At 35.4% G+C, this 13,142-nt stretch carries 9 protein-coding genes; 1 reads left to right on the top strand and 8 read right to left on the bottom strand.

Going from position 1 to position 13,142, the window contains the following annotated elements; translation table 11 throughout:
* Positions 1 to 1,185: a DUF3570 domain-containing protein gene (locus SCB73_RS16690; RefSeq protein WP_132991100.1), complete on the top strand. Its 1,185-nt coding sequence runs from the start codon at positions 1 to 3 to the stop codon at positions 1,183 to 1,185.
* A gap of 1,205 nt (positions 1,186 to 2,390) precedes the next feature.
* Here the strand turns inward: SCB73_RS16690 and SCB73_RS16685 are convergent.
* From SCB73_RS16685 to SCB73_RS16650, 8 genes are all read right to left on the bottom strand, one after another.
* On the bottom strand, positions 2,391 to 2,972 hold the full coding sequence (locus SCB73_RS16685; protein ID WP_132991101.1) for a DUF2652 domain-containing protein: 582 nt from the start codon (positions 2,970 to 2,972) through the stop codon (positions 2,391 to 2,393).
* A gap of 23 nt (positions 2,973 to 2,995) precedes the next feature.
* Positions 2,996 to 3,559: an NAD(P)H-dependent oxidoreductase gene (locus SCB73_RS16680; RefSeq protein WP_132991102.1), complete on the bottom strand. Its 564-nt coding sequence runs from the start codon at positions 3,557 to 3,559 to the stop codon at positions 2,996 to 2,998.
* A 72-nt stretch (positions 3,560 to 3,631) separates the two neighbouring features.
* Entirely contained in the window at positions 3,632 to 4,450 is an 819-nt protein-coding gene (locus SCB73_RS16675) for a helix-turn-helix domain-containing protein (RefSeq protein WP_132991103.1), read from the bottom strand.
* An 887-nt stretch (positions 4,451 to 5,337) separates the two neighbouring features.
* Positions 5,338 to 6,435: a TlpA family protein disulfide reductase gene (locus tag SCB73_RS16670; protein WP_320567333.1), complete on the bottom strand. Its 1,098-nt coding sequence runs from the start codon at positions 6,433 to 6,435 to the stop codon at positions 5,338 to 5,340.
* A gap of 71 nt (positions 6,436 to 6,506) precedes the next feature.
* Positions 6,507 to 7,796, bottom strand: coding sequence for a leucine-rich repeat domain-containing protein (locus tag SCB73_RS16665; RefSeq protein WP_320567332.1), 1,290 nt, complete (start codon positions 7,794 to 7,796; stop codon positions 6,507 to 6,509).
* Positions 7,797 to 7,838: 42 nt separating this feature from the next.
* Positions 7,839 to 8,435, bottom strand: a complete 597-nt coding sequence (locus SCB73_RS16660; protein WP_320567331.1) for a hypothetical protein — start codon at positions 8,433 to 8,435, stop codon at positions 7,839 to 7,841.
* Between the two features lie 342 nt (positions 8,436 to 8,777).
* Positions 8,778 to 10,271, bottom strand: coding sequence for a DUF1254 domain-containing protein (locus tag SCB73_RS16655; RefSeq protein ID WP_320567330.1), 1,494 nt, complete (start codon positions 10,269 to 10,271; stop codon positions 8,778 to 8,780).
* Positions 10,272 to 10,300: 29 nt separating this feature from the next.
* Entirely contained in the window at positions 10,301 to 11,719 is a 1,419-nt protein-coding gene (locus SCB73_RS16650) for a DUF1254 domain-containing protein (protein WP_320567329.1), read from the bottom strand.
* Positions 11,720 to 13,142 lie beyond the last annotated feature (1,423 nt).

The raw sequence follows: 13,142 nt of genomic DNA, 5'->3' as shown, positions 1-13,142 counted from the left end.
ATGAAAAGAGTATTTCTTACAGGAGCAGCGTTGCTGGCATTGTTCCAGTCAAGAGCGCAGGATATCCCAGCTGATTCTACAGGCTATAAAAGCAGAAAGCTTAAAGTTGAAGAGGTAAATCTCGTATCGAGCTATTACAGCCAGAATGGCGATCATTCCGCCGTAACTGGAGGAATCGGAACCCAGAAGCTTACCGATATTGCCAACACCATTGATGTCAGACTGATCAAATATGGGCAGACAGGCATCAAGCATACCTTTGACATCGAAGCGGGAATTGACCACTATACCTCTGCCTCTTCTGATATGATCGACCTGAGTGCCAACTCTTCAGCCTCTTCATCAGATAACAGGTTTTATCCATCGCTGACCTATCTTAGAGAGAACGAACAGAAAGGCCGCACTATTGGTATTGGCGTTTCTTCTTCCACTGAGTTTGACTACCAGTCCTTTGGGGGAAACATCAGTTTTTCTCAGAAAACAAAAGACAGGAACGGAGAGTTTACGGCACGCTTCCAGACTTTTATCGACCAGCTGAAGCTTATTGAGCCTATAGAGCTTAGAGATCCTGGCAGTGAAGGTTATGACAGTGCCAACAGAAACACCTTTGCCGGAACCTTGAGCTACTCACAGGTTATCAATCAAAGGCTTCAGGTAATGCTTGTCGGGGATGTAATCAGCCAGAATGGGTATTTAAGCCTTCCCTTCCACAGGGTTTATTTTGCAGACGGCTCAGTGCATCAGGAAAAAATGCCCGATACGCGTTTTAAAATTCCTCTCGGAATCAGGGCCAGCTATTTTATGGGGGACAACATCATCATAAGGGCCTATTACCGCTATTATACCGATGACTGGAATCTAAAAGCGCATACTGCTGATCTTGAAATTCCTGTAAAACTGACCCAGGCTTTTTCGCTCAGCCCGTTCTACAGGTATTACTCTCAGAGTGCGGCTAAGTATTTCAAACCATACGGCGAACATACTGCCGCTGATGAGTATTACACTAGCAACTATGACTTATCGAAATTCAACAGCAGTTTTGTGGGAATGGGGTTAAAATTTACCCCGCCTGACGGTATTTTTGGACTGAAACACTGGAATACACTGGAGATACGCTACGGCCATTACAATAGATCCAATGACCTGGCTTCTGATATAATAAGCATAAATATCAAATACAGATAAGCCATCAGGCAAAAGAGAAGACTTGCCTGAAACTTCAAATCAGGTGCAGTCTTAACGAGAGTCAAAAAAAAATTCCGTTATCATCCTTTGATGTTAGATCCCGGACAGCTGGAAAAGTTCTCCGGGATACGGCATTAGAAAAAAGAAAACCTTTGATTTATTTCTTTTGGCGGTAGATACATCCAGAATTGTATTGATAAAATCTGAAAAGTATAAAAAAACAGGTAAAGTTACCTATTTAACTAATGCTTATTTGAAAACAATAATTATTAAAATATTATTTGGGAAATTAAATATATTTTCAATCAATACCCGAAAGAACATCTAAACCAAATTTACAAATGAAAGACAGACACCAAATATAGCAAGCCAATTTCTTTAAATCATCCAAAAAAGATGTTGAAATTTGTCCTGTCCCTGTCACTAAGCTAAATGGCGCCAATTGAGGACAATTGGCGCTTTTTTTTATGTCAAATTAACCATAATTCCTTTCGTCCATTTATCGAAAAAGAATCAATGAAAAACAAAGGCAGGAGCTATAAGTACATCCACAGTTCAGGACTGTTTATATAATAAAATAGATAAAAAGCCATCAACAATTTTGCCGATGACTTTTCCATTGTTTAATCCCATTGCATAAAACCCTCATATGCAAAGTAGATCAGGAGGATATAAAAGCTATATTTTATTAACTTTTTAAAAATTTTATAGCTTCTAAATACTACTGGATTGTACTCTGATTTGTCGAATTCTTTTTTTGCTGACTGTTCCATTTTCTAAATTAATTAAATTGATGTTTATTTTATTGTTTTTCAGATTCTTTCTTTAAGTTTAAAAGCCATCTGTCCAGCGACGAATGCTTTACGCGACCATCCTTTTTACTATTAGGCATGACGGTATGTAAAGTTGAACGAATGTTCAGGCCTCCTGATTTCCAATCGAAAGTTGATCCAGGCTGAAAGGCTCCATTGAGCTTCGTTGACTCAACATCTGTATGCCATTGCGGCCATTGATCGATTCTGCTCATTCTCCAAGCCTGCTATGGCCAAAGCGATGGCTGCTAATAGCAGCATGACACTATAGATTAATTTTTCATTTTAATTTTTCATTTTAATTTTGTTTTAAATTCTGTTATCTTTTTGCAGCATATTAGCTTTTAGCGGATAAGCTGTCATGGGGAGTAATTTAGGAATCCCTTTAAATCATTACTTTATTTTATAATCTATGTAAGTATAAGACGTTGGGTGTTTCATACCTTGATAGTCCTTAGAAAACTGCAATAATTCTTTTGTAAGCAGCAAATAAGTATCGCTTTGGACTGTATTTTTCAATAAGGCGTGTGATTGTACTACGGCATCCCCATATAGCTTGCTAAAATTACCTATAGTATATTGCGTAAAGCTTCCGTAATGGGCAATTAGTTTTAATGATACATCCAGCTTTCTCTCAATTAATTCTTCAATGAGCTCAAGTTTTTCTCTAAAGTTCTTTAACATCAACTCATATTGTGTGACGATCTGCTCAATTGTTGGATTATTGCAAAACTTGTAAAACAGGACCGCATCGCCCTCTACTTCTGAAATTTCAAGACCCAACGTATTGCTCTGTATTATCGACATAAGCAGCTCACGCATAATATATCTACCCGCCTCTATGCATATACTTGATACAAAATTGGTAAAACCGCTCACATCAGGAATTAAAATGATTCCCTGTTCAATCTTAAGCTTGTCGGCTTCAATAATGTATCTCCTTAACATTTCATCTGAGTCAATTGCTGTGTACATAACCTCTTTTTTTTTTTAGTTGTTCAGTATACAGAGACTATCTCATCAATCCATTTTTCAGCCATTTCTGGTGTCACACGATCCGCTCGGTCAAAAAAGAGATGCTTTTTTATTTCAAACCCACAGTACGAATAAATGCCTTTATCAGAAGTCAATTCCAACGCTCTGTCCATACCGATTGCGTTGTACTCCTCGTGTGATTTACCATGTGTATTAATAATTACCGCTTTTTTTCCTGTAAGTAGCCCCTTTTGTATTCCCTGATCATAACGATAGGCAAATCCATAGCTAAAAACACGGTCAACATAACCTTTCATAATGGCAGGCAGGCCAGTCCACCAGATAGGATATATAAATGTGATGCAATCTGCCCAAATAATCAACTCTTGTTCTGCTTTTACATCGTCTGCAACTTCTCCTTTTCTCTGGCCCGCCATATCTTCTAGTGATAGCACGGGATTAAAATTAAGTTCATTTAAGTCTCTTAAGATTACTTCATGATCATGAAGGTGATTAGCCAATGCATTTTTGAATTGTGCATTTAAGCTGTAAGGATTTGGGTGCGCATAAATAATTAAATGTTTCATCTTTCTGTGATTTTAAATTGATAGGACAAATTTAAATCGCAGAAATCGGGAAAAATTGGAAGAAAACGAAAGCTAGCTTATGGGATTGCAGATACTGCGCTGCAATTTGAGGTATTTGGTAGGGCTTAAATTTAAATAATACTTGAAATCGTTGATCAATTGGCTCTGGTCGTAATAACCGCATTGATCAATAATTTCGAACCAATCGTCTTTAGTTGCCTTGCTTGCGATATTTTGTATCATCTTAATGGCTTTCAGAAAACGTTGGTAACGGCTTATCTCCTTGGCAGAATAGCCCAAATGCTTTTTGTGGTTGAGCTGTATAGTGCGCTCACTCTGATTTTCGTGCGCAGCGACTTTTTTTATTGCATTGTATGATGTATCCTTAAGGTCTATTAACTGTTCTGCTATAGTGTTGCGAGCTCTCAGATATGGTCTGCAGAATTCTAGGATATAGTGCACTTGTTTTTCTTTATCGTTAAGCTCATCAAGCTTATGCCACAAGGCTGTAAAACAGTTCTCTTCCAGCAGCGAATTGGGATCAATAGGCAGATGCTCGGCTATGGCAGCAGCTCCAAAAAAACGATAGAATGCATCATCTTTAAAATTGGCAACCAAAATCTTGTTTGCGGGGGGAAGCGAGTAATCGAAGGCTTTTTTAATTGGCCCCACCACAATACATTTGTCGACTTCAATTTTTTCAATAGCATCAGAGTGGATATATGCATTTAACCCAAAACTGAAGATCATAATGGTTTGGTATGACGGTATCAGCGTCTTGGTAATGGTCGCAGCTGAATAGTTTTCAGCAAAATAAAAATGAGAAAACACCTCTTGAAATTCATCAGGAACTGGTATTCTGCCACTCAATATTTCGTCATTATTATGCATAGTATTGCTAAATTATATATTTTTTTATTTTTATAATCAAATTTTTATATAATAATACTAGCTTGCCCTGTTAACACTGCTTTATTTGCATAATTCCTGTTTATATATAATCCAACAGCTTTTTTGCTACAAAATTTTTATGCTTAAGTTTTAACTAAATTAAATTATCATTTTCTTTTAAAACATTGGAGAAATCAAATAGATTTTTCGATCAATCCCTAATAGGACATCCAAACCAAATTCATAAAGCCAATGGAAGACAGACATTACATATAGTAAGCCAATATCTTCAAATCATCCAAAAATGATGTTGAAATTTGTCCTGTCCCCGTCACCACAAAAGCCAAATGGCGCCAATTTAAGACAATTGGCGCCATTTTTTTTTATTGTTTTTAATCAAGCTATTAACCTATCTAGGGTGCATTTTCTATAGAGAAATCAGAACTAAAAATAAACCAAGCGGCCAATGCGATACCATGTAATTGTGCAAGCGATACTTGCACAATTGAAAAATCAGTGCAAGGCTCAGAAAGATTCTGCCGTATCTTCTATTTCAAAAAAAAAAAAAACTCTGCTTTCAGGAGAATAACTTGTCGAATCAGCATTGAATTGCCAATGATTTTTTAATGCAACAATGGGGTTGGACTATCAGTTCTCAAAAGAAGAAACAGGACTTCATAGCGACCCTAGCCCCGATAGCAGTGAAAATCCTTTTGTGTCGGGGTTTGGCACAAAAGATTGAAACGTATAGCGGGAAGAGCTCCTAAAAAACATTTAAGCATACCTACACTAATTTAAATAGCATTTCAATAGCTCCAATCTTCGATTACTGCTTGCTGCTTAATCAGGCAAAAAAACAATTAATTCCAGTTTTTAATTTCCTATATCTATTTGGAAAGATTCAATTCGTTTTTAAAGAAACTTTCAATTTCAAAAAATAGATGGCAGCTATTCGGCATTAATGATTTTCCTTCGGTGTCAAGTAATAGAAATTCTGGAGCGTAATCAGTATAATAATTTTCTGCGACGGTCTTTTTACTGTTTGGAAGTCCTGACAAATTATACCAAGTCATTTTTTCTTCTTCAACTGCTTGTTTCCATTTTTGAAAATCAGTGTCAATACTTAAATAAACGATGCTGACTTTATCTCCATATCGCTGTTCTATATTTTTTGCAAATTTGACCTCATACCTGCACGACTCGCAATCACTTGACCAGAAAACAACTAGCACGTATTTTTTGCCATTTAAAACCGATTTAAAATCATGTGCAACCCCATTCACATCAAACCAATTAAAGCTTGTTGCAAATTCACCTTTTTGCAGCATTTTTATTTTACTTAGGTATTTTTTTATGGCAGCATAACTTCCAGAATGTTTCAATTCATCAGAAAACAATTCGATCATGCTAGCGATATCATCCGTTTGCAAACTTCCTCTTTGAAAATAAACGGCCTGCAATACACTGTAACTATCAGGATGTTTTTTAATAAAATCTTTATTTACATAGTGATAATTTAAATCATGTGTATTCAACCAACTGTACAACTTGTGCTCTTTTAAACCTATAGAGGAAACTTGAACATAAGGCATTCCAAGCCACTCGGGATAGGTACAACTGAGTTTTATATCCTCGTTTCCAACTAAAAACTCTCCATCATAGCCATACTCCTCAGAAAGCGCTGCGTCTTTGACTGCAAGATCAGTTATTTCTTCATTATTTTTTAACAGCACAATAGTTGTCATTCTTGTTTCCGGTACAGAAAAATGATACTCAAATTTCCCTCCTATAGCCTTTATGGTATCAATTGTCTCGACAGAATCTCCAAATTCTGCATAGCCTGTCATTTTTATTACGACATGATCAAAATAATTTTTAATTGGAGAAAGGTCAGCCGTTATTTTTCCTTCTCTCTTATTTGCAAATGACTTAAAAGAAAAAAAAGGCAATATTAAAATTAGTATTACTATATTTTTAATTTTCATAATATATTTATTGTGACAAAGTGTTAATTCAAAAACTAAAAAATTCGTAAATTTCTTACTTAATAAGTTATTTATTTACAATTTGAGCTATAATTAGCGATTCCATCTTTCCGCCAGTTAAAATGAGGAACTATATTTTTGTCCGTTTGAATACATTTAAGGTTGGGATTAAAATAGGCATGAAAATTCAGGTTTTGATTGTTTCCATTACTAATATTCAAACTCGTAAGTGAATTTGAGTTGCAATAGAGCGCATATATTTTCGGGTTTTGCGAAATATCCAAACTAACCAACTGATTGTTTGAACAAGTCAAACTGAGCAATAATGGATTTTGGCTTACATCAAGGGCAACCAACTTGTTGCTATAACAAACCAATTCGTTTAATGGAGCGTTGGATACATTTAATCTAACCAGCTGATTTTTATAGCAGCTCAAGTACGTTAAATTTATATTTTTTGAGACATCAAGAGAGTTCAGTTTATTTTCGTCTAAATACGCTTTATTCAAAGCAATATTTTTGCTTAAATCCAAGTTGGTCAATGGCGTATTCATACAAACTAAATAACTCAAATAAATATTATGTGTTAGATCTAACTTGTTCAATGGATTATTACTACAAGAAAAATTCGACAAATAAAGATTTGCCGAAAGATCTATATCTGTTATTTGATTTTCAGAACATCCGAATGACATCAAATTAATATTATGTGATAAATCTAATGTCTTTAACTGATTGGTATTGCAGTAAAAATTAGCTAAAACTATATTTCTGCTTATATCTAAGGAAATTAATTTATTTTTTCCGCATCGCAATTCACGCAAACTTATATTTTTAGAAACATCTAGTTCATCTAATTGATTTCTCTCACAACTTAAAGATGTCAATTTCACACTTTGCTTTAAATCTAATGCAGTTATCCTGTTATTTGAACAATTCAAAGATATCAGAGCTTCATTTCTGCTAATATTCAATATGGTTAATTTGTTTTCTTCACAATTCAAAGTGGTTAATGCCAAATTATCAGATAAATCCAACTTGGTTAGCTTATTTTCTAAACAAATTAGTTTCTTTAATGAAACAAAATCATTTATACCGGTTAAATCTTTTATATCACGATTTCTAAGATGAAGTTCCGTTACTTTTGCAATATCAGCAGTAAGAACTTTTCCGTCTGGTACACCATCATCATAACCAGAATCCCTTAAAGCTTTTTCAAAATTAATATCAGGAATTAATGTGTATTTATTTGCATCTTGAGCCAAGATTGTATTGAAAAAAGGCAAAATAAATGAGAATACAGTAAAATAAATTCTCTGTTTTTTACTCTTTTTTGATGAATAGCTATTTGTAATTAACAACCTTTTTATTTTTTAAAATTAGTAAATTTTGTCTGACAACCTTTATTTCTTTTTTACTAAACTTAATAAATAAGAAATCCTATCTGTATAATATTTGGCATTTTTTTGATAAAAGATTCTGGCATCGAGTTTTAAAGCAGAATCATTATCCCACACAAATTTACCAGGATGCTTCACTTGAAACTCCTTCATGGTCTTTGCAAAATAATAATATGTTGTCTCTTTCCATTCCGCTTGTTTTTTTTCAAATGCTGCTCTTTCTTCTTCAGTTCTATTTCCATAAACAATTTCTAAAACAGCATTAAAAACTTCTGTTTCCCAGAACTGAAGTTCATGATAGTATTCTTTTCTGCAATTTAACTCTTCCTTGCTATTGGCTTTAATGCATTCATTAAGTTCTTTTTCAGCGGTTGGCAAAGGATCCGTAATATTTTGGCTAAAACAAGTTGTTAATGTTAAAATAAAAAATAAAATAAATTTCGAAGTCATTATTACAGTCAGTTTTTTTACAAATTTTGGTTTTGCAATTATAATAAAAACGAAGTTAGGAATTTTATCAACTGACAAAGAATCACTAATTGCCTTTTCTCTTAAATTAAGTCTACTGAGATAATTGTAACCATTTGTTTTTTTGCCCAATTATACTTGATTTCTTTTTGCTATAAATTTTCCATGTGTCTATTTTTAAATAAACAATTATCTTAGAATATTTATCTACGAATTATTTTGGAATTAAACAGATTTTTACATCAATCCCCAACAGGACATCTAAACCAAATTTACATAGCCAATGGAAGACAGACACTACATATAGTAAGCCAATCTCTTCAAATCATCCAAAAATGATGTTGTAATTTGTCCTGTCCCCGTCACAACGCCAAATGGCGCCAATTGAAGACAATTGGCGCCATTTTTTATTTATTTTTACTATATAATCAACTTAAAATAATTTTTTCCTTTACTTTCTCTTTTTGACTGAAATTAAATTTTTACTACAGACGGAGGCGTCCATTGATTTTTAATAACGGACTGCTTTGGGCCGTAGCATCTGAAATATAAACAGAAATCATCTGCAGGGCTTGGCAGCCAATTGGATTTTTTGTCCCCTTGCGGCTCCGCATGCTGCACGTATAAGGTAAGCGAGCCATCGGCATTATACTTTAAATCCCTGTTTTTGGTTCCAACCGAATAGCGTTTTATGGCATTGGGATAGAAAAAGTGATACTCGTCATAAAGCGTGAGGGACCAGAAGCCGTCTACAGGCGGGAGGTTGCCTTTTGCAAATGTCAGGGTATACTGTTTAGAACCATTCAGTCTAACTCCTTTTGAATCGAGATCCTGATAAAAATATTTTGTTTCCTTTCCTGCATTTACCAGTATATTGGATTTTGCTATGGCTGTACGTGTGAAATAATCCGTTCCGAAAGCAGCACAGTTATCGGCAGTGGTCCAGTTCCCTGCAAGAGGTATTCCCCAATTGCGGAATTGCAGCAATGGATCAACCAGTTCCTTGTCTGCCTTATGGGCTTCCTCAATCATCGCTTTTTTCAATGCAGGATCTTTCTTTGCCGCTTCGATTACAGCCAGTACCTGTGCGTAACGAGCTTCCTCGCCGGGTAATGGAGGTGCGTCTTTCAATACCACAGCAAGCTGGTCGAAAAAGGTATCCGGAAAGACCCATTTCGTTTCTTCAGATCCGCCATCTTTTGTCGGCGAACCTAAGGATGGAAGCCTGCTCCAGTCCTGCTGTTTCATTTTTCCGTCAAATTTATCCAGCGCATAGACATCAATAGAATTAATTATGGCCTGGACTGCATTTTTATCTGAGGGCGTATCATCCTGAAAAACTCTAGGTACAATAAAGGCTGTTCCTGTCTTGCTATAGAATACTTTAGTGATTCCTTTAGGCACCTTTCCTTTCCATTGGGGACCCGCCAGCATGTAAAACCCAGGCTTCGTGCCATACATCTTCCCAAGCTGCGCAAAAGCATCTGTGCGCAGATCCACCACCTGATATACCCAGAAGCGCTCGCCGAAATCCGGAACCTGAATTACAACCGGAGTTTCATCAAGGGCGGCAATGGCCGCTCCATAAACCACATCCTGATTCGGACAGGCTACCCAGCGCTGCTCAGGCTTGATATAATCATGAAGCATTGCCAAAGAATTTAATGGCGCAAATGGCAGTACGCCATTCATAAGGCCGACTTTAGGCGACTGCTTGAAAGCAAGGCGGCGGTTATAGATGTTTTCCATCGGCCATGCCCAGAAATAGGCATCTCTTGCGACCAGTCTTGCATAAGATTCTGTAATCTTCACATTTACATCTGGGCCAGGAGGCAGTGAATCTGAAAATTTGCCTTCAGTATCAGCATTAGTTTCTTCAGAAGATAATGCTCCATTTTTATCGCCTTTATTCTGATTGCAGGATGCCAGTGCAAGAATTGCAATCATCAAAATCAGTTTATTCTTCATCCTTAAAATTTTAAAAAATAACCCCTTAATTATTTGATTTTTTCAACGTCATTTAATTTCCAGCTCTGATCATACAGCTTCGGAGTAGGACCGTAAAAACGTGCTAAAATTTCAAATTTTCCTTTAGGATCCGTTGGAATCCAATTCGATTCGCCGGATTCAGGCGCTTCTGGGCCAAAATAAAGGTCTACAGAACCGTCGCTGTTGGTTTTAAGCCCGGGACTCTGTGAAGAGCGACCTACACGCTTGGCATTTTTAATGAAAGTATGGGTTTCACGATTGTAAACCGTCATTGACCAATATTGTTTTACCGGCACATTGGCAGGCACGTGGAGTTTATAAGAACTTTTTCCATCTAAAACATTTCCCTGCTTATCGACAATCTGTATCAGATAATACTGGGATTCTCCAATATGCTTGGCACTGAAAAAAATGATCATATATACAAGGCCCCTGTTGTCTACTGGATAGGATTCAGCAACATCATAGTTATTTTTAATATTATCAGCAAAATCTTTCGTCGCAGGAAAAACCCAGTGTGTATCTCTATAAAAAGGAGGCATAGCCTCAAGATTGACATTCAGCCATTCTCTCGCTGCCTTCACTGATGCTGTAAGAATCTCTTTAGTTCTAGCATCAGGATTAAAAGATTTTCCTCGTTGTATGCCAACCGTTTTTAGAATATCAATCTGGGCCCTGTCCCTTTCCAGCCAAGGCTCAGATTGTACAATTCTGTTTAAGGATTCATAAAAACTGATATCATATGGAATAGCTGAGTCAAAGACTTTTTCGCTGGCATCCACAAAAACAGTCGCTGGATTTTTTGAAGCCTCACTTAACGGATAAACCTTTATACGTTTGGAATACTCAACAGCAGCGGCTACATCCTCAGCACTGCCGCTCTTCAAAACGGATCTCAACAGCGCATAACCTCTATAAGTATCTGACTGTAATGGGATATACCCCGACGGGATTTTACCCCTATCATAGCCTGGAGGAAGAAATAAGTATTTCCCTCCCTTGCCTTTATCAACTCCTCCGGGACCAACATCTTCAAGAGAATTCTGCCAATAGGTCATAATGCTTCCATTAAATACGCCACCATCTGCAGGCGGAATTTCAAGCACAACTGGTCCTGTTTTTTCTGTATTGAAAAAGGGCATTAAATAAATCACGTCCGGATTTGGAGTCAAAGTCTGATTTTTCCAGTCCAACAGTTTTGGCCAGATTACGACCTGATTGTCTTTTCCATTGATTTTAAAAAAAGCATCAGCCATCAGCTGAAAATTTACTGCCGGCATGCCCCAAATAGCAGCTTCTATTCCGCGCTGATATAGAATCTGTTCCTGAATATTTGCGGGCTTAAAATTGGAAATTGCAGTGTCACTTGCAGTTGTGTTCTCGGACTCATTTACTGTGGTCTTTTTGGTGCAGGCTGAGCTTAACAAAATTAATAGTAAAAGAATAAACTTGTTTTTCATAATAGCAATTTATTAGTGGTTACAAATTTTATTATTTCATATTTTATCATTTCTCCTTCACTATTTACGTAAATATATTTAGTAAAATGTCAAAATGAATAGAAATCCAAAGTGCAAGATGTTAAAGTCTGTCAGTGATGTTGGCGAAACCTTATATGCTGTAATAAGAAATAAACAATATCCATTTTTATACAGTTTAAAGCTACAATATTTTTTTTAATTTTATTCATTTTAGACACAAGTATTTAAACATCAACAACTTTAACTCTCAAGATTGGGTCTAAGTATCGTTTTCTACTTATGCCAACTCATGGCAATTTTTGCTCTCGACTTGATACTATTATACCATAAAATTTTAATGACAATATTAAATAAGTTTAGCTAACCATTCAACTACTTCTTCTGGATAAGATATAAGGAAGACTTATCCAACCATATAAAAAAATAAAAAGATTTATTTTTAAACTCCAGACAGTAATTCGTAGAGCCAAAGAAAGACAACTCTACAGTAAAGTATAACAATCTTTCGCAAATCCTCCCTAATATTTGTAGAATTGTATGTTAGTTTACAGCATGAACCAATTGAGTTTTTATAATTTTTGCATCAATCCCCAACAGGACATCTAAACCAAATGCAGAAAGCCAATGGAAGACAGACACTACATATAGAAAGCCAATTTCTTCAAATCATCCAAAAATGATGTTGTAATTTGTCCTGTCCCCGTCACAAAAGCCAAATGGCGTCAATTGAAGACAATTGGCGCCATTTTTTATTTATGCTACTAAATACGAAGGCTTTGAATCATTTTTGCTTTAATTTTTTTTCTTTAAAATAGCACTAAATTGCATAAGTGTATATATTTACATGAAAAACAATACAAATCTCTAATTTGTCATTCGATACTTTAACAGGATTCGAACACCCTGAATGAAGAGAAATTATGACTTATAATTTTTTTTTTAAAAGTACTGTTCAAATTCAGAAAATGAAATCTCATTTTAAAATGGTTTAATGTTTCCATAATTATCTGAATTTATTGCTTTAATTCTTTCAAATATAATTGCTCCTCCATTAAAGCAAAAAATTGGTTTATTCCATAAATCATTCTCGAACAAATATAGAGAACTCCAAAACGACAAATAAGAGCATAAATACCTGTTATTCAACAAGGAAACAAATACAATACAATAAAATAAATTTATGCAAGTGATACTTGCACAAATTCATTTTCTGTCTATGGGAGCGGACTAATTGAGAAAAAGAAATGATAATATATGAATAATAGTTTTTAGCACTATCAAAAATTATACAGGGACACTTCTTCTGACTACAATGATTGGTAAATCATAAAATATTGTAGAATTGTAAATTCTAATTGTTGCTCGACTG

Origin of the sequence: Flavobacterium sp. KACC 22761 (assembly GCF_034058155.1) — a bacterium.
In the GTDB taxonomy this organism is placed as follows: domain Bacteria; phylum Bacteroidota; class Bacteroidia; order Flavobacteriales; family Flavobacteriaceae; genus Flavobacterium.
The sequence above is the reverse complement of the archived record's forward strand: the minus strand, read 5'-3'. Positions and strand labels throughout refer to the sequence as shown.

Coding starts and splice junctions, on each gene's coding strand:
- SCB73_RS16690 (WP_132991100.1), top strand. CDS start 1: ATGAAAAGAGTATTTCTTACAGGAGCAGCGTTGCTGGCATTGTTCCAG.
- SCB73_RS16685 (WP_132991101.1), bottom strand. CDS start 2,972: ATGTACACAGCAATTGACTCAGATGAAATGTTAAGGAGATACATTATT.
- SCB73_RS16680 (WP_132991102.1), bottom strand. CDS start 3,559: ATGAAACATTTAATTATTTATGCGCACCCAAATCCTTACAGCTTAAAT.
- SCB73_RS16675 (WP_132991103.1), bottom strand. CDS start 4,450: ATGCATAATAATGACGAAATATTGAGTGGCAGAATACCAGTTCCTGAT.
- SCB73_RS16670 (WP_320567333.1), bottom strand. CDS start 6,435: ATGAAAATTAAAAATATAGTAATACTAATTTTAATATTGCCTTTTTTT.
- SCB73_RS16655 (WP_320567330.1), bottom strand. CDS start 10,271: ATGAAGAATAAACTGATTTTGATGATTGCAATTCTTGCACTGGCATCC.